Origin of the sequence: Enterobacter cloacae complex sp. 6730903, assembly GCF_048283985.1 — a bacterium.
Taxonomy (GTDB): domain Bacteria; phylum Pseudomonadota; class Gammaproteobacteria; order Enterobacterales; family Enterobacteriaceae; genus Enterobacter; species Enterobacter hormaechei_C.
The window spans coordinates 54,816-72,886 of record NZ_JBLVXX010000021.1 but is presented as its reverse complement, the minus strand read 5'-3'; the positions used below and the strand labels follow the sequence as shown (position 1 = coordinate 72,886).

At 46.5% G+C, this 18,071-nt stretch carries 17 protein-coding genes and 2 pseudogenes; 10 read left to right on the top strand and 9 right to left on the bottom strand.

The features are described from left to right. Window positions 1-314 precede the first annotated feature (314 nt). From ACNQ0W_RS13215 to ACNQ0W_RS13190, 6 genes and pseudogenes are all read right to left on the bottom strand, one after another. Window positions 315-812 (bottom strand): DinB family protein, encoded by a 498-nt coding sequence (locus ACNQ0W_RS13215; protein ID WP_044257530.1) that lies wholly within the window; start codon window positions 810-812, stop codon window positions 315-317. 77 nt (window positions 813-889) lie between these two features. Next, window positions 890-2,287 (bottom strand): annotated as a pseudogene (locus ACNQ0W_RS13210) (dihydrolipoyl dehydrogenase). Between the two features lie 105 nt (window positions 2,288-2,392). After that, window positions 2,393-4,297 (bottom strand): allophanate hydrolase, encoded by a 1,905-nt coding sequence (gene atzF, locus ACNQ0W_RS13205; protein WP_197069157.1) that lies wholly within the window; start codon window positions 4,295-4,297, stop codon window positions 2,393-2,395. Continuing rightward, window positions 4,272-5,084: an ABC transporter ATP-binding protein gene (locus tag ACNQ0W_RS13200; protein ID WP_032489966.1), complete on the bottom strand. Its 813-nt coding sequence runs from the start codon at window positions 5,082-5,084 to the stop codon at window positions 4,272-4,274. Before ACNQ0W_RS13200 ends, atzF begins: the two co-directional genes overlap by 26 nt. After that, entirely contained in the window at window positions 5,077-6,030 is a 954-nt protein-coding gene (locus tag ACNQ0W_RS13195; RefSeq protein WP_197069158.1) for an ABC transporter permease, read from the bottom strand. The genes ACNQ0W_RS13200 and ACNQ0W_RS13195 overlap by 8 nt, the downstream gene beginning before the upstream one ends. Window positions 6,031-6,073: 43 nt before the next feature. Continuing rightward, the gene (locus tag ACNQ0W_RS13190) at window positions 6,074-7,006 is read right to left on the bottom strand and encodes an ABC transporter substrate-binding protein (RefSeq protein ID WP_044257535.1); all 933 of its coding nucleotides are present in this window, start codon (window positions 7,004-7,006) and stop codon (window positions 6,074-6,076) included. Between the two features lie 363 nt (window positions 7,007-7,369). On the opposite strand from ACNQ0W_RS13190, the gene ACNQ0W_RS13185 reads away from it, so the two are divergent. Together ACNQ0W_RS13185 and ACNQ0W_RS13180 are read left to right on the top strand one after the other, a co-directional pair. Beyond that, window positions 7,370-8,104, top strand: a complete 735-nt coding sequence (locus ACNQ0W_RS13185) for a GntR family transcriptional regulator (protein WP_044257537.1) — start codon at window positions 7,370-7,372, stop codon at window positions 8,102-8,104. Between the two features lie 259 nt (window positions 8,105-8,363). After that, window positions 8,364-8,525, top strand: a pseudogene (locus ACNQ0W_RS13180) (integrase core domain-containing protein); the annotation flags it as partial. Window positions 8,526-8,536: 11 nt separating this feature from the next. On the opposite strand, the gene ACNQ0W_RS13175 reads toward ACNQ0W_RS13180, so the two are convergent. The 3 genes from ACNQ0W_RS13175 to ACNQ0W_RS13165 all read right to left on the bottom strand — a co-directional run bounded on the left by ACNQ0W_RS13175 (window position 8,537) and on the right by ACNQ0W_RS13165 (window position 13,094). After that, window positions 8,537-9,382: a DUF6685 family protein gene (locus ACNQ0W_RS13175; protein WP_044257539.1), complete on the bottom strand. Its 846-nt coding sequence runs from the start codon at window positions 9,380-9,382 to the stop codon at window positions 8,537-8,539. A gap of 221 nt (window positions 9,383-9,603) precedes the next feature. After that, window positions 9,604-10,068 carry a DUF2971 domain-containing protein gene (locus tag ACNQ0W_RS13170; RefSeq protein WP_256633085.1) on the bottom strand — a complete coding sequence of 155 codons (465 nt, stop codon included), beginning with the start codon at window positions 10,066-10,068 and terminating at the stop codon, window positions 9,604-9,606. A 17-nt stretch (window positions 10,069-10,085) separates the two neighbouring features. Then, window positions 10,086-13,094 carry a Tn3 family transposase gene (locus ACNQ0W_RS13165; protein ID WP_012817690.1) on the bottom strand — a complete coding sequence of 1,003 codons (3,009 nt, stop codon included), beginning with the start codon at window positions 13,092-13,094 and terminating at the stop codon, window positions 10,086-10,088. Window positions 13,095-13,257: 163 nt separating this feature from the next. Here ACNQ0W_RS13165 and ACNQ0W_RS13160 point away from each other — a divergent pair, with 163 nt between their 5' ends. The 8 genes from ACNQ0W_RS13160 to ACNQ0W_RS13125 all read left to right on the top strand — a co-directional run bounded on the left by ACNQ0W_RS13160 (window position 13,258) and on the right by ACNQ0W_RS13125 (window position 17,983). After that, on the top strand, window positions 13,258-13,815 hold the full coding sequence (locus tag ACNQ0W_RS13160) for a recombinase family protein (protein WP_001235713.1): 558 nt from the start codon (window positions 13,258-13,260) through the stop codon (window positions 13,813-13,815). 182 nt (window positions 13,816-13,997) lie between these two features. Then, window positions 13,998-14,858, top strand: a complete 861-nt coding sequence (locus tag ACNQ0W_RS13155) for a broad-spectrum class A beta-lactamase TEM-1 (protein WP_000027057.1) — start codon at window positions 13,998-14,000, stop codon at window positions 14,856-14,858. 329 nt (window positions 14,859-15,187) lie between these two features. Continuing rightward, window positions 15,188-15,568, top strand: coding sequence for a hypothetical protein (locus ACNQ0W_RS13150; RefSeq protein ID WP_001371925.1), 381 nt, complete (start codon window positions 15,188-15,190; stop codon window positions 15,566-15,568). A 57-nt stretch (window positions 15,569-15,625) separates the two neighbouring features. Further along, a complete protein-coding gene (locus tag ACNQ0W_RS13145; RefSeq protein WP_000490638.1) occupies window positions 15,626-16,291 on the top strand; it encodes a hypothetical protein in 666 nt (221 codons plus the stop codon). 59 nt (window positions 16,292-16,350) lie between these two features. Further along, on the top strand, window positions 16,351-16,722 hold the full coding sequence (locus ACNQ0W_RS13140; RefSeq protein ID WP_000916940.1) for a hypothetical protein: 372 nt from the start codon (window positions 16,351-16,353) through the stop codon (window positions 16,720-16,722). Window positions 16,723-16,776: 54 nt separating this feature from the next. Next, window positions 16,777-17,082 carry a hypothetical protein gene (locus ACNQ0W_RS13135; protein WP_223152485.1) on the top strand — a complete coding sequence of 102 codons (306 nt, stop codon included), beginning with the start codon at window positions 16,777-16,779 and terminating at the stop codon, window positions 17,080-17,082. Window positions 17,083-17,107: 25 nt separating this feature from the next. Then, window positions 17,108-17,401: a hypothetical protein gene (locus ACNQ0W_RS13130; RefSeq protein WP_001100635.1), complete on the top strand. Its 294-nt coding sequence runs from the start codon at window positions 17,108-17,110 to the stop codon at window positions 17,399-17,401. 177 nt (window positions 17,402-17,578) lie between these two features. Continuing rightward, complete coding sequence (locus ACNQ0W_RS13125) at window positions 17,579-17,983, top strand: H-NS family nucleoid-associated regulatory protein (RefSeq protein ID WP_001287391.1); 405 nt, start codon at window positions 17,579-17,581, stop codon at window positions 17,981-17,983. Window positions 17,984-18,071 lie beyond the last annotated feature (88 nt).

Genomic DNA, 18,071 nt, shown 5'->3' with positions numbered 1-18,071 from the left:
GTCACGCTGAAAATGCCGGCCTTTGAATGGGTTCATGTGCAGCTCCATCAGCAAAAGGGGATGATAAGTTTATCACCACCGACTATTTGCAACAGTGCCCTTTCAACGACCTTCAAACGGTAACCTTATTCTTACCCATATACCAGGTTAATTTAAATAAATTGATTCTCACTGATATGAATGTATGCGGTTGCTGTTGTTCTAGCATACATATTTTCCTTTATCGCGACAATAGCGTTACTCAGGGTTAAAGTGTTATATCGATGTTCGGATCGAAAAAGTGATTTATACCATTTGAAATCATCAGGCATCTATCATTGATCACATAAAAACACACATAAGTCTGTCTCAGGAGGATTTATTTCATATTCAAAAAACATCTGACTAACCCATCCGCGATGATAAGTTTTATGATTAATGATATGCAGGAACATGTCACCTCGGGTCATCTCACCAGATTGACCGGAGACGAAGTTAAATTTCAGACATTCGCTAAAAGTTTCAATGGTCTGTTCACCTGCCCAATCGATATACCATTGATTAACCCGAGATTGCGCATCAATTAAATCATTAAATACTGGATGTAGAACATCTCGTCGTGTTGAAAAATTATGTTTTTCCCCAAGCAAATGTGCTCTCCAAATAAGGTCAACAACATAGTTATGGTTTAACGTGCCAACCATAGACTTGAAGAGAGTATTGCTTTTCTGATAAATAGCACCTTCGGGAAGTGATTTCATAGCAGTAAATAAAACTTGGTCTGCCCAGTTGCTGTATTTTGCTAAATTTATTGCTGTTTCGACTTTCATCATGATTTTATTCCTCGATTAAACTACTTACATTAAGATGGCTAATCATTAATCAAATTAAATTTATAACACGACTAAAACTATAAACAAACTTTTAGTTTAGGTGCCGCATTCTGCATTGCATTCGCTAATTCTTCTTCGACCACTGGGTGGTTGAAAGGTATTTCTAACATTCTGGAAATAGTGAGTTCTTGCTGATAGGTCCATGCCAGCAAATGAGCGATATTTTCTGCTCTTGGTCCGGACCACTCAGCTCCAAGAAATAGACCAGTTTTAATATCAGCATAAATATGCATCCTTCCACGGTTTTTTAGCATAACTCAGCTGCGTCCTTGATCTGTGAAATCCATTGCTTCCGTGACAATATTTCTTGGTTCCTGATCCACATAACGCTGCCCTACCATGGCGATCTGAGGGTCAGCGGATACGATGCTAATTGGTGCCCGCCTTGGTAAAACTTCGATATCTGGGTAGTGTGCTGCGTTCCGGCCAGCCATTTTCCCTTCATCAGCAGCCTCATGAAGCAACAGGAGAATATTGTTGGCATCTCCTGCGATAAACACAGGCGCGGTACCACATTGTAAGGTCTTAGCATCGAAAACTAGAATACCCAGCTTATTAAGCTGTAAGGTGGTGTTTTCGAGATTCAGTGAGTCCACATTGGATTTTCTCCCTGTACATGCGAGTACATAGTTGAATCGTCCTGTCACGACAGAACCATCGAGTTCGGTGAAAACAATTACGGCCTCGTTGTCATCAAGCTTCATCTCATGAATGGTTGCATCTGGATGAAGGTAGAACTCCTCGCCAAGGTCAAACTTAACTTGTTCGACAACCATCGGATCAGTTAACAGACCGACAGCTTCCTGTACATCAAATACACGAACCTGTACTCCTAAACGAGCAAATGCCTGTCCTACTTCAAGCCCAATCACTCCAGGACCAAATACGGCAATACGATGCGGCAAGTCTTCCCAGTTGAATACGTCGTCATTTACAACCAGACGATCTCCGAAAACAAGTAATGCCGGTGGAATGTAAGGGCCTGACCCCGTTGCGATGACGACGGAATGGGCTTGGACGGTAGCATAATCACCAATAGCCAGCACTGTATCATCGATAAAACACGCATATCCGGTATATCTGTCTTGTGCAGGAATACTTGCAGCTCGGCCTAGTACTCGGCCGACAAAACGATCACGTTCAGACCAAACCCGCGCCATGACCTCCCGTCCATTAATACGAATTTCACCCTCGATATGAATACCGAATGGTGTGGTATAACAAACTTCGTATGCCGCTTCTGGGGCGGCAATCAATAGCTTGGAAGGCATGTATCCAACACGTGCACAGGTAGTGCCCCCAACTCCGCCCTCAATAATTACGACGCGCTTTCTGGCCTCACGTGCTGCTCTTTAGGATGCAAGCCCGACAGTCCCTGCGCCAATGACTGCAACATCAGTTTCAACCTTCTCCAGTTGCCCATGTTCTTTGATATCAGCAGTCTTGATATTGTTGTTTATATAGCGATGATTACTCATCATCATTTTTCAAACAATTGATTTTTAATGTAAACATGTATGCTATTGATCGGCAAGATATGCTCTCCAGCCTCCGTAGTGAGTAATGTCGGTTGCATGTTCAATAGCGTAAGGTTCGCATACAAAACCTTTGGCCTGGCTGCCGTCTTCCAGTGTCAGAGTGCCTATTCCCAGGGGGGGAGGTATCTCGGCAACAAAATAGCCAAATGCAGTTGCTGACAGTTCCCAGATCTCGACTTCGATATACCCTGCAGCATTCCTGTCGCGGAGCAAACCGGGTTTTGGAGGATTGGAATCATTAATGGCATACAGCGCATAACCGGCGGATGTTTTCGTTGTCGCATGCAGGGTTCCACCGCGGCCGGTCAGCTGGTGATTCAGTGGCTGACCAGACAAATGAGCTCCCACAACAGCGATACGGATAGCGCTTTCCTGTAATGCCTCCCACGGAGATTCCTCCCGGTCCCTGGCCATAAATGCTTTACCCAGGCTCGCGATCGTACCATCTTCGAATGCCTGGCCGATGAAAGTAATACCGAACGGTAGCCCATCTGGACGAAAGCCAGCCGGAACGGCTATTGCTGAGAGATCCATTAAATTCACGAAATTCGTGTAGAAGCCCAGATTGCTGTTCAAGCACACGGGATCGGTTAACATATCTTCAACGGTATAAATCGTCGGAGCTGTGGGTAGCAACATCACATCGATCTGCTGCCAAAGAGCCTGTGTGCGCCGGTTCAGCTCGCTGAGACGGTAGCTGCCCCGGAATGCGTCAGCCGCGCTCATGTCCTGGGCCGACAGGATTATGTCCCGCACTACCGGGTGGATCGCACCAGGGTGTTCGTCAGTAAAACTTTGGATGGCCGCAAGCCGCTCGGCCACCCAAGGGCCGCTATAGAGCAGTTCAGCCGTTTCCTGGAATGGAGTATAGTCGAAACGTACACATTGCCCCCCCATCTTTTCCAGCTTACGAATAGCCTCCTCGAAGAGCCCCTCAGCTTGCATGTCATCAAAAAACTTGAGTTGTGATGCGGACGGCACTCCAAAGGTAAAGCGTGCTGGCCACTTCCTTTCGGTCCAGGTGGATGACTGAACCTGCCGTGAGAATGAGTCAGCCGCATCGTAGGCGGAAGCGATACGTGCAACAGTCAGCGCATCATCTACACTGTGCGCAAATATGGATATGCAATCCAGACTTCTCGCAGCAGGGACGAGTCCTCTGGTTGATATGGTACCTTTTGTCGGTTTGATACCTACCAAATTATTGAAGGCAGCCGGTACCCGGCCAGATCCTGCCGTGTCAGTGCCAAGTGAAAATGGTACAAAACCACTGCCCACTGCTACCGCGGACCCGCTACTGGAGCCACCCGATATGTAGCGCTCATCAAACACACAAGTTGGGATCCCATAAGGCGACCGAGTCCCATTAAGCCCAGTAGCAAACTGATCCAGATTAGTCTTTCCTATAGGAATAGCACCAGCAGCAATCAACTGTTCTACGACAAAGGCATGGCTCTGAGGCATATAGGAGAACTCAGGGCAACCCGCCGTTGTAGGCAGCCCAAAAACGTCAATGTTATCCTTCACTCCGAATGGGATGCCAAACAACGGAAGCTCCTCACCTCTGGCTTTTCGGGCCATAGCTTGTTCTAGCATGTCGAGGGCCACATTTAGTGGAAGCAGACTAATCCATACAGGATGTGTTCCAGCGATATCAATGCGGTGGTAAATTTCGCGCAGAACATCTTTTGGATCAGAACAATATGCATATGCATGTTTGAATGATGCCAGATTAAGTGGAGCCTGCTGTTCGAGTACGGTAGATGTCATTAAAGAATGTGTAATTGTCAAATTCATATTGCAGTTATATCCAACGTTATAGTCTAGAAAAGGTGATTGTTGGTATTTAGCTCGTTTCTTTTCACACTGCTTTGGTGTGTACCACATGGCTTGTTAACATCTCGGTTAACTGCTGACGCACGTCGTTAAACTCCGGCGCAGTAATGCAACGAGGTCTGTCGAGTGGCACACAAAAATCTGTTTCTACCCGTCCAGGACCGGCCGTCATTACCACCACGCGATCAGCCAGCAAGACAGCCTCCTCTACAGCATGAGTAACAAATACCACGGTAAGTCGGGTCCGTTCCCAAATTTCAAGTAGTTCCTGCTGCAGGGCGTCCCGGGTTAACGCATCAAGGGCACCAAAGGGTTCGTCCATAAGCAAGACCTCGCAATCATTGGCTAATGCCCGTGCAATGGAAACTCGTTGTTTCATGCCGCCGGAGAGTTGGCCTGGAAAGTGATCTGCAAATTTTGTGAGACCGACCATATTCAAATAACGATCGGTAATCTCACGTAGCATGGCTTTGGATAGTCCACGCTGCTTAGGGCCGAAAGCAATGTTTTGCCGCACTGTCAACCAGGGGAATAATCCATAATCCTGGAAAACCATACCCCGCTCTGATGCAGGTTCGGTAATCGGGGTGCGATACATACGCGCCATACCTGAGGATACGGATTCGAATCCCCCCATAATGCGTAACAGTGTGGACTTGCCGCAACCCGAGGCGCCAATCAAACAGATGAACTCTCCCTTCCAAATCTGCAGATTCACGTCTTTCAGAGCATGAATAGGACGACCATTCAGGCTGAAGACTTTGCTTACACCTGCGATATCGAGGATGGGCATCCCTTTTTGAGAAGGGGTGGCAAAGGCTGTGATAGTGTCAGGCATTGTGTTGTGGACTCCATTTGAGTAAACGATTATTGAGTGTTACCAAAAGGCGATCGGTGATAAAACCTGTGAGACCGATGACTACCATACCCGCGATAACCACATCGGTGCGTGAAAGCATCCGGCCATCCATAATGGCCGCACCCAGTCCTTCAGGTACTCCGGTCATTTCTCCAACAACAATCAAGAACCAGGCGATAGCATGCCCCATGCGTAATCCATTGAAAATTGATGGCATTGCTGCAGGCAATACAACCTGACGGAACATAGATGGTCCTTTACATCCCAACATTGCTGCCGCTTCGAACAGGCGTGGCTCTACGGACTTCACTCCGAAAGCTGTGTTAATAGCAATGGGGAAAAATGCCCCCAGGCAAACAAGAAAAATGGCTGCATTCGGCCCCACACCAAAAAAGATCATGGACAACGGTAACCAGGCCGTCACCGGAACCGGACGCAACAATTGCAAAGTAGGATCAACAAGCCGGCGAACCAGCGCATTCTTTCCGATAAGAAGACCAGTTGGAATGGCCAACAACACCGCCAAAGCAAAAGCGCCATATACACGCGACATAGATTTAATCCAGTGAATATAAAGAGTGCCACTGAATGCATCGTCGTATACACCACCTACAGCAAAATCCTTGAGCATTAGAGCCACATTTGCGGGGGATGGAACGAGCATGGTGCCACTTAGTCGCACGGCAAAATCCCATAAAAACAGTAGAATCAACGGCAGGAGCACCGGTGCCACCCAGCGCACAAGCCATTCTTTAACCCGACTGGGCGGTGAAGGCATCAGATCCTGATCCTGCTCTAATTTCGTCATCTCCTCAGCTTTGTGTGTCAAAGCTGCCTGATAATGAGGAGGAGTTGCTGCTGAACTGGTCTCATAGGCTGTGTCATCGCCAGATGAACCGGGAATTTTCAGTATTGGTGTGGCCATAACAACTCCTGCAATGAATGGAATTTTTGATGTGGCAATATCATCAATGTGGCCCCAGGTTTGTGACTAAGAAACTATCATTTTCGGGCAGGCGGCGTATCTGCTTACGTTCAAGCATCAGGGAGCCGTAGTTTTTACAATGCTGTAGCCATTCATCATCGGCTCTCCAGACAAATTTGACATTGTCTGCTGCAAGGCTGGCCACATCCTCTGGTAGGCCCAGTTTTGTATTAGCCATCTCCAGCAACTCTTTACGATTAGCCATTGCATATTCAGATGCCTTGCGATGTATTTCCAAAAATACTTTGACGAATTCAGGGTTGTTTTTAAGGGTGTCAGCATGTGTGGTCATGACCATATTCACGGAGCCCACAGAAGTGCTGTAGGGGTATTCCAGTACTTTGCCTATACCACGTGATACGCTAATGGAGGGACCGGGTTCGGCTCCTACGTAGGCATCAATATCACCACGTTCAAGAGCACCGGCCATTTCGCTGAATGACACACGGATCGGTTTCACATCTTTAATGGTCATGCCCTCAGATTTCAGGCGTTCGAGAAACACCGTTTCCTGAGTTGAACCGGTAAGGATACCTATACGTTTGTTTTTGAGATCTTTGAAACTACTGATCCCGGACTTATTGCTGACCACCAGACCCATGCCACCATTACTCATCGGAGAAATAACAACCACAGGCTCACCAGCAGCGCCCCCCAGAACGGCAGCAGCCAGACCATAGCCACCAAAATCAACTGAATGTGTCACTACGGCGTTTTTACCATCTGTAGGGGTTTCAAATGGCACAACCTCGACCTTATATCCTTTGGGGGTGAATTTATCGTAGAAATATGGAGTTATGCCGTGAATAAGTTTGAGGGTCCCTACTCTGATGATAGTGTCTGCGGCCTGAACAGGCATCACCGTACAAAATAATGAAGCAGTTAAAGAGAAAATCATGAGTCTGCGTAAAAACATATTAAGGTTCCCAATTCGACATAAATGATGGATACCATCTTGTGCACAAGAATCAAAACAAGCAAAGCAATTAATATGCCAATATGGAGATAACATGAATTTTAATTAATTAGTTCTTGTTTTCCTTAGTAACAATCCTACTCTGCGAAACACCTCTTTTCTGCCAGCGCGGAACTTATTTATTATCCTTATATGAAATGCACCAATTTAGGGAAATGGAAGGTCAGGATTGGTGCAGTAGAATTTACTGCGATTGCACTCACCGTTTCGCAAAACTGCAATAAACAAAGAGTCCGGGATACTCAAGGTAAAAAATTTGATACAGTGATGGTTAGACACTACTCGTTCTGATAATGTTGACATATGCGTATGATTCATAAGTACAACCTTGCTTCTACAGAGTCGCCATCCAATCGGACACGAGCGGATGACGTTTACGAAAAGATTAAAAACGAAATCTCCGAGTTCAGACTAATCCCTGGCGATCATTTTACTGAAAGTGAAATCAGCAAGCGTTTTAACGTCAGTCGAACACCTGTGCGACAAGCATTGTTTCGTTTGCAATCTGAAGGTTATGTTCAGGTGCAATTTCGGGCTGGCTGGCGAGTACAGCCATTCGATTTTGATATCTTCGAACAACTCTACGATCTACGTATGGTCCTTGAGGTGGCAGCAGTACGCCGGTTGTGTGATCAGGATCGGCGAGTGGATCTGGCACGCCTATCCTCACTTCAGCAAATATGGCTCGTGCCAGCCTCGGAACGATGTACGGACGGGTTACAGGTTGCCAGCTGGGATGAACAGTTTCATACCACACTTGTCGAAGCTTCAGGCAATAATGAAATGGCTCGTATGCATAAAGATGTAACAGCACGTATCAGGATCATCCGAAGACTCGACTTCACCAAAACAGATCGTATCACCACGACATACACCGAACATTCTGAAATTTTACGTGAAATTCTACGAGGCAAAAGCGAAGAGGCTATTTTGCTACTATGTGCTCATATTGAAGCCAGTCAAAAAGAAGTGCAAAAAATTACTTTGCATCAGATTCAATTAGCTCGCAAACAAGGGCTGGGTTTGGTCGAAACTTGATGCTCCACTCATAAAATAAATGCCCAAGTTATACAAAAATTAACATCCTCTTCCTCTAAGGGATGAGGACTGCTACAATCAGGTTATAATGTACTTTCACAAAAATAACCGTTGCAATATTTTCATTACACGGAAAAGAATATTTTTCCAATTCCAATCATTCTATTCATATTATTTATAAATCCGTTCTCTTTTTCTGGTGCTTTAACTGCTCCTCATTGTTATATTTCTGTATTTAGCCGATTATCTTTACAGTTATTTTTATCCGTTCAGAACACTGAATGAAGCACGGGAAATTACAGAGCGCTGGCTGGCTGAATATAACTGTGAGAGGCCCCATGAATCCCTGAATAACCTGACACCGGAAGAGTACCGGCTGATGGCTGAAAACCCGGAAATCTCAAAAAGTGCGTGGAACTAAAACGGGTGTACTTACACCAGCATACGCGATACGCGAGCTGGTACAGGATGGTTCCGCTCCAGCCAGATGGCCTGAAAATAATGCTGGTCGACGTTTTCCCAGCAGGGCGGATTTGATATGCCGAACGGGGATTTCACCCGCAAAAGCGCATCCCTGAATAGGCCATAAATTTCTGCGTCAGGCAGCAGATATAAATCCCACTCCGCTGTCAGTTGTTGTATTTTCTGCGGATTTACAGTATAGGAATTCAGCTGGCCAGTCAGAGAAACCGGCTGACCCAGCTGAATAGCCTGATAACGGGCTGCTACAAAATTATGAACAGTATCGACATTGTTCCAGTAAAGCCGTTCCGGTGCCCAGGAAAACTGGCTGAACACCATCTTCGACAGCCGTGCTGTGTAGTGACTGAGATTTCGCGCCAGCTGTTCGGAACTGACCGGTATTGTCATTTCAGAACATCGTTGTAATGCAAAATCATCCAGGTGAGATATTTTCAGATCATCATCTCCCGACGAGCTCAGCCCCCCGATACTGGAGATATCGCACCGATAATTTTCTGTAATCTCGCAGATTACCAGGTCGGCCAGCTGCGGGATATGGCGTTGCAGGTATTCATAATTACCATCATGGCCGGGTCGCAGGGAGCGAATAGTGTTTTTATCACGGCCGAACCATCTGTGCCAGCTGACAATTGAACGCAACCAGATAGTGTCCAGCCGCTGTGGTTTTTTTATTTCCAGAGCACCATTGTCGATCCGACGACGTAAGGTCGCTGGATATCCAACAGAATTCAGCACCCCATCCTGAATTGCCTGTAGCGGCTGACGCCACAGAAGGGGTCTACTATTGTCTGTCATATTGATAATCCTATGGGTTTTTAAGGGCAGCACCTGCTGCTGCCTATAACAACCAGACTACCGTAGAAAAATTGAGGCCGAAGAGGCTAAGGGGCCCAAAAGTGACTTTTAGATAAATTTATTATTTGGCATGATAATAATCAATTAAGTCATTGATATTTAACATAAAACGCATTAAGCGTAGTTGCACTGCAGTGGCTAAAGATTGGTGAAAGACATCATTAGACGCTAAAAGGAATTTTAAAAAGCTCAAACGTATTGAACGCAATTTGAACATCATGCTTTTTAATTTTGGTATTAGTATATTTATTTGAGTCATCTACCAACTGAGAGATGATTTTTTTATCTTGCTTGTTTATTTTCATACCAAAGTAGATGCCAGTCATTTGTTTTCTATCGAAACTGTAAATGCCAGATTTTTTCTTTTTTATAACTCTAACCTCTTGTTCGTATTCCCAAACCTTTGCTTTAACCAAGCAAGCATTAGTCCCTGTGGTATCTGAGTTAGTTAGTCCATCATTATAAAAAAGAGATGGTCTATTGTTTGAATAAATTACATCTAATGGTATAAGTGTAGTAGTATCTTCTTCTGGCTTTAAGTTTATAAACTCCTCAATAAACCCTTCGGTTTCTTCAAACTTAAACTCAATCACGCAGCCTTGATGATCATGGGGTTTGAGAGCCAATGGAACGAAAACGTACGCTAAGAAGTTAATTCATTGTTTAAATTGAAATTTAGTTCTCTCAGTTCCCCCTTCAAAATATCCTCCGGTAGCGTAAACGTATAATGCCCCAGCATATTGATATGCCCGTGCATCAGTGGGGACAACCGGGCGATATCTTCAACCCCGATTTCTTCTCCATTACTGCGTATCCAGCTCAGGGCTTCCTGCATATAAAGTGTGTTCCACAGTACCACTGCGTTAGTGACCAGGCCCAGTGCCCCCAGCTGATCTTCCTGACCTTCACGATAGCGCTTTCTGATCTCACCGCGCTGCCCGTAGCAGATCGCCCTCGCCACAGCATGGCGGCCTTCCCCCCGGTTTAGCTGCGTCAGGATCCGCCGACGATAATCCTCATCATCAATATAATTAAGAAGGTACAGCGTCTTGTTGACGCGCCCCACTTCCATGATCGCCTGTGCCAGCCCTGATGGGCGCGAGCTTTTCAGCAAAGAGCGAATGAGTTCTGAAGCATGAATGGTGCCCAGTTTCAGCGAACCGGCGGTTCGCATCATCTCATCCCACTGATCCTCGGCTTTCGACAGATCGGCACAACCACGTGCCAGTTCGTCCAGTGCACCGTAATTTGCCGATTTATCCACTCGCCAGAATACCGCTTCACCGGCATCGGCAAGCCGGGGGGAAAACTGGTATCCCAGCAGCCAGAAGAGGCCAAAAATAATGTCGCTGGTACCGGCTGTGTCTGTCATGATCTCAACCGGATTCAGCCCTGTCTGCTGCTCCAGAAGGCCTTCCAGCACAAAAATGGAATCTCGTAATGTGCCGGGGACAACGATGCCGTGGAATCCAGAGTACTGATCAGAGACGAAGTTGTACCAGGTGATGCCACGTCCGGAACCAAAATATTTTCTGTTAGGTCCTGAATTGACGGTTTTCACCGGCGTGACAAAGCGCATGCCATCAGCTGAAGCCACTTCGCCACCACCCCAGCGGCCAGCAAGCTCCAGTGTGGACTGAAAATCAACCAGGCGGGCATTGGCGCTGACCAGCGTTTCTGCCCGGAGGTAATTCTGTTTTACCCAGCTAAGCCGGTGGCGCGTCAGCGCCGGTATATTGTGCTTTATCAGCGGTTCCAGCCCGATATTGCAGGCCTCTGCCATCAGGACCGCGCACAGGCTGATGTGCAGATCCTGTGCCCGGGCCCCGGATTCACTGACATGCGTAAACTCACGTGTAAATCCCGTTCTGGCATCTATTTCAAGCAACAGTTCCGTCAAATCTACTGGCGGGAGTAGCAGCCTTACCCGACTGTTGAGACGATGCAACGATGTTGGCTCCTCCAGTTTCTCCAGGCTGCTGATAGTCAGGGAAGGATGTTTACCGTCATGGCAAATATGAACCTCCGCATTTCCTTCAAAGCGGGATGCGACGGTTTTCCAGGTTTCATCTAGCTGGACCGCCAACTGTTGCACGCCTTTATGTCCATCAGTGGGATGTCCCAGCGCCCGGCAAACGGGGACCCGCTGAGCCTGCCATTCTTCCCCCTGCAACAGCTTCTCGCGGGGATTTCCCCAGCGATCGCTGTTTTCGAGCCAGATGTCCCTTCGACGTAGTGCATCCTGAAGGCGCTCCAGCAGACAAAGCGAGTAACCGGCACGCTGTATCCGGCCCTCCGCATCGTATACCAGGCGTTTCCAGGGGCCGGTAATAATATGTTCAGGCGCATTGTCCAGGATGCGCTTTTTCGAGCAGTTCAGTTCGGTCAGATAATGAATGGCGGACAACGTATGTTCTCCGGCTGGCGCTGCCTGGAAATGCAGGTCGCGCAATACCGCCGGAAGAAAGCGCTTTACCCGCCCGTACTGCTCCACCATTTCGTCATGGAAATTGTTGTTCTGAGGCCGGGCCAGCTCATTTACCTTGCAGACGGATTCTGCCAGCCTGCTTTTCGGTATGCTGTTGAATATGGTCTCCCTCAGTTCAGCATCGTCAGCCTGTTCATCCAGCAACAATGAACATGCCCGCGCCAATATTAGCGCAGCACGATCAAGATCTTTAAGCGTCCTGAGCCGTTTTTTCTGCCCCGTTTTCTTCGCCGCACGAGTGATATCCAGTATCAGCATATCGAGCACATCAACGGCCTCATCCAGCGCCGCAGTCTCCTGCGCTTTAACGAATGCTGTGAGTACGGCCAGTTTTCTCTGCTGTGGCATTCGCGCGATATATTTTACCGACGCCATGCCTGCGTAACGGGCCAAATTACGCAGTTGTATAGCAGGCAGACCGGTAAAATTCAGTCGGGAAAATTCCAGGTTTCGCAGCCGGATATACCGCTCCAGCGCTTCGGTAAATGCCGGGCCGCTGACGGTGACCGGTCCCTTTTTCAGTTGCTCCAGCGGTGAAGTACGCTGCCCCTCAGGAATGTCCAGAAGCTCCGTCACGCGGGCGGTCTGCCAGCTGTCCGGCAACGCGGCCAGTTTCTTCCACAGCCGCTGATTTGCCCGTTCGCGTATTTCACTGACGAGACGTACAAGTGTGGTTGCTCCGGGCAGCAGGACCTTATTCTGAAGCAGCCACGCGGTGGCAAAATCAAACATAAGGCCGGGTCGCTCATTACTGAGCCATGCGCGGGTGTACAGCAGGCGCTTCAGGCGGAAAGACCAGGGGAAATCGCCAAATTCATGGTAACCGTAATATTCCTTAATCAGCGCAGTATGCTCTCTGAGGGTGGTAACCCGTTCTGCGTAGCGGGTAAGGACTTCTGGACGGCGAATATTAAGCTGCACCGCGACAAATTGCTGAACACCTGGCAGAACCCGGGTTAAGTCTGTCAGAAAGGTGCCCAGAAAACGGGCGGTGGTGAGCTGAAGCGCAATTCCCAGCCGGTTATGCCTTCCCCGCCGCTGGTTAATGAAGGCAAGATCCCGCTCATCAAGATGAAAATAGCGCGCCAGCTGCACGTCATTGGGTTCTGCAACATAGCGACCATAATTCAGTTCCTGCTCAGTGGTCAGAAAATCGACGGGCATACCGGCCTCCCTGCCTGATGGTCATGAATTAACAATTTCGCAACCGTCCGAAATATTATAAATTATCGGACATCGTAAAACTGTTACATTAATATGTCTATTAAATCGTAAATTTGTAATAATAGACATGAGTTGTCCGATATTCGATTTAAGGTACATTTTTATGCGACTTTTTGGTTACGCTCGGGTCTCAACCAGTCAGCAGTCTCTTGATCTTCAGGTCAGAGCACTCAAAGACGCAGGTGTGAAAGCAAACCGTATATTTACCGATAAGGCATCCGGCAGTTCAACAGACCGGGAAGGGCTGGATTTGCTGAGGATGAAGGTGGAGGAAGGTGATGTCATTCTGGTTAAGAAGCTCGACCGTCTTGGCCGCGACACTGCCGATATGATCCAACTGATAAAGGAATTTGACGCTCAGGGCGTGGCAGTCCGGTTCATTGATGACGGGATCAGTACCGACGGTGATATGGGGCAAATGGTGGTCACCATCCTGTCGGCTGTGGCACAGGCTGAACGCCGGAGGATCCTAGAACGCACGAATGAGGGCCGACAGGAAGCAAAGCTGAAAGGAATCAAATTTGGCCGCAGGCGTACCGTGGACAGGAACGTCGTGCTGACGCTTCATCAGAAGGGCACTGGTGCAACGGAAATTGCTCATCAGCTCAGTATTGCCCGCTCCACGGTTTATAAAATTCTTGAAGACGAAAGGGCCTCGTGATACGCCTATTTTTATAGGTTAATGTCATGATAATAATGGTTTCTTAGACGTCAGGTGGCACTTTTCGGGGAAATGTGCGCGGAACCCCTATTTGTTTATTTTTCTAAATACATTCAAATATGTATCCGCTCATGAGACAATAACCCTGGTAAATGCTTCAATAATATTGAAAAAGGAAGAGTATGAGTATTCAACATTTTCGTGTCGCCCTTATTCCCTTTTTTGCGGCATTTTGCCTTCCTGTTTTTGCTCACCCAGAAACGCTGGTGAAAGTAAAAGATGCTGAAGATCAGTTGGGTGCACGAGTGGGTTACATCGAACTGGATCTCAACAGCGGTAAGATCCTTGAGAGTTTTCGCCCCGAAGAACGTTTTCCAATGATGAGCACTTTTAAAGTTCTGCTATGTGGTGCGGTATTATCCCGTGTTGACGCCGGGCAAGAGCAACTCGGTCGCCGCATACACTATTCTCAGAATGACTTGGTTGAGTACTCACCAGTCACAGAAAAGCATCTTACGGATGGCATGACAGTAAGAGAATTATGCAGTGCTGCCATAACCATGAGTGATAACACTGCTGCCAACTTACTTCTGACAACGATCGGAGGACCGAAGGAGCTAACCGCTTTTTTGCACAACATGGGGGATCATGTAACTCGCCTTGATCGTTGGGAACCGGAGCTGAATGAAGCCATACCAAACGACGAGCGTGACACCACGATGCCTGCAGCAATGGCAACAACGTTGCGCAAACTATTAACTGGCGAACTACTTACTCTAGCTTCCCGGCAACAATTAATAGACTGGATGGAGGCGGATAAAGTTGCAGGACCACTTCTGCGCTCGGCCCTTCCGGCTGGCTGGTTTATTGCTGATAAATCTGGAGCCGGTGAGCGTGGGTCTCGCGGTATCATTGCAGCACTGGGGCCAGATGGTAAGCCCTCCCGTATCGTAGTTATCTACACGACGGGGAGTCAGGCAACTATGGATGAACGAAATAGACAGATCGCTGAGATAGGTGCCTCACTGATTAAGCATTGGTAACTGTCAGACCAAGTTTACTCATATATACTTCAGATTGATTTAAAACTTCATTTTTAATTTAAAAGGATCTAGGTGAAGATCCTTTTTGATAATCTCATGACCAAAATCCCTTAACGTGAGTTTTCGTTCCACTGAGCGTCAGACCCCTAATAAGCCAGCCTTTCTTGGGATGATTGATGATGTTGAACACGCTATAAAGCGAAAATGCCCCTTTTTAACCTATAGGTTGGGCACTATGAGTAAGATACAATCAAATCGCCAGTCAGATGGCTAATTTCATTTTGACCAAAGCGGGCTATTTCAAGCGTTATCGCTGAGACGAGGCTTCAATGACAAGTACACTTGACCCATCACACAAGCAAATTGAAATGTGGCGCAGAGCTACCGGTTCCGAAGGTGGACTCAACGAATACCGCAACTGGGTTCTGGAAAATAGTATGAGATTTACAGCATACGGTATCCATACCGTTATCGTCGAAGGTGAGGCGAAGCATATAACAGCGCTTGATGATGTTACCCTCTGTAACGAGTGGGCGAAGCTTAAAAGAGAAAACAATAGGCTTTACGCAGCAAATGAAAAAATTTGCTCTGGCTGGCGTGGTTTTGTGTTGCGTTTGTTAGGAATAACACTGTCATGCAGAAAACCGGTCATCTTACTGGGGGCAGACGCGAAGAATCAAAATGATGCCGTGAAAGGGGCTGATTTGTAATTTTCAGGCGAGCCCACCGTTCTTAGAAAGCTGTTCTATGGGTATGTAAGGAAGATAATGTTCTCTGAACGCTCAGTACACTTAATCACTTCCTGTACAAAGGGCAAGAATCATCAGGGCCACGTCTGGCCGACATTGGACATAGATCCAAAACAAACCCCGGACGACGCAGCATATGCCTGGAGTAACATTGTAGACGACGCCAGAAGTAATCAGGCGGTACCGGCATTGTCCTTGTATTCAGGTAATCACTGGTCTACGGCAAAGGAAATTTTAAACTCAACCAGAAATCTGGAGTTGTGGATAATCTCTGCCGGGATGGGGTTTTTAAATAGTCGAGATCGGGTGCCCTCTTACGAGGCGACATTTCATCAAGTACCATTCAGGCATGATCTCTGGTGGAAAGCCATCACAAAATCACTAGGAAAGCATAACCGTTGCGCAACTATAAGCCAGTTAATGCAGTCCAGTCCGAATGATGAATATTTGATTGCGGCTTCGCCTGTTTATATTGCTGCTGTCCAGAATGACATCCTGAAGGGCATTGAGAGTTTGACTCATCCTCTTACGCAACTAACGATCGTGACATCAGGGGCATATGCTGGCCCACTTGAAGAATACTTAATTAAGAGTTCTTCTAGGATGATGAAAGAGCTAGAGTGCAATATGGTGTGCCTGAATATAAAACTGGCTCAATACATACTTAAAAGTGGTAGTCGTTAGAACTAGACTGTTAATGATACAATTCTCCTGTTATTTTATTTTTATAAAAGGTCTCAAATATGCTCAAAAACAGATTTTCTTTATTGTGTCTTGCTGTGGCATCGTCACTTACTCTTACTGCTTGCGATGTAGTTGATGCTGCCTATGACGAGACTTTAAATGATAATGCACCCGAAATTGTAATAGCTGGAGGATTCAAAATTGATATCCAAGGTAATGCAGTTCCGGTTGAGGGATATGATAATTGCTCTTTGAATACTCTTCAGGGAAGCGTTGATACGGATAAATCAAATTGTATTGTTCTGGATAGAACACGTAAAAAAGTACCGGTTCTAGTTCATTTGTCATCCGGTCCCGTCAAAGAAGAATGGAAGATCGAGCACCAGGTTGAAAAACCAAATCCGGCAAAAATTTCATCCAAACTCGTATGATTAGACCTGACGGTAACTTTGTAGTGCCTGCATCCTCAGAACGAGGGATCTTTAGTGGCAAACATTACAGTCAAGCCAGCTAAGTCAAGTCTATCCGTTCAAACAGAAAAAGGTTTCTTAAAAATGACGTTATCCGCTGCATTGCAAGGCACTTTTAAAGAGATGAGGAAAGACAATACAGTAGGCATCACAGTTCAAACTTGTTCAGATATTTTTGACAGCAATGTTCCTCCGGCTTATGTTTTCTGGCTTTATCGTCTCAAAGCGGGAGAAACTTTGCCGCGCGGAAGGTTCTTCAGAAAAAGAAAGCCAATCATCAATGTTATGGCAGTTGTTCATGATGCTGCATTCGAAAAATAACTGCGCTATCAGGAAAGTTACTTTTATGAACGTAATTGCAGCTGGAATTTTTTGCTTTATTTTTTACCCTACAGCTTTCGCTTATGCTTGTTATAAAAAGAGATGGCTAGAGTGGATTTTTCTTACTTTAATTATAATTTTTGCTTCTGCCATTTCGATTCAACAATACAATGAAGCGAATTTTGTAAGTGAGTTAAATTACCCTATGTTTATCTCCGCCATATATGGCCTGTCACTGGCATGGTTTCCTTTTCCGATTGCTTATGTTGTTCTGCGCTTCCTTCTTGATGATTTACAGCATGAGTACCCTAAACAGTGAGCAGATTTTAAGACTCATGAACAACATCGAAAGCACGAAACAGTCTGCACAAGGAAGATAAGGAGTATTCTTAGCAAGATATCTTTGTACCTGAAGACATAAAGCTGGCATCTTTTTCCTTATAGAGTGTATTATGATTAAGTAAATCCTTATCAAAGAATTAGAAAGTGAGGTCGTATGTCTGAAGCACTCAAATCGTTAAACAATATTCGTACTCTTCGCGCCCAGGGCCGCGAGCTGCCTTTAGAAGTACTTGAGGAAATCCTCGAAAAGCTTAATGTCATTGTTGATGAGCGTCGTCAGGAAGAATCATCCAAAGCTGCCGAACTGCAAGCTCGTCAGGAGAAACTTGACGCCCTGCGTAAGTTAATGGAAGAAGATGGTATCAACCCGGAAGAGCTGCTTGGCTCATTCCAGGCCAAATCTACGGCTACCAAGAAAAGCCGTGAACCACGCCCGGCCAAATACTCATTTACTGATGAAAATGGCGAAACAAAAACGTGGACTGGACAGGGCCGTACCCCCAAAGCTCTGGCAGAACAAATTGCAGCCGGTAAAAGTCTTGATGATTTCCTGATCTAACTTTTGCCACCAGTTTTGATAGAGGCCACTTCGGTGGCCTTTTCTCATACGGAATCAATTTCAGGTACAGAACATATGAAAAATTCAG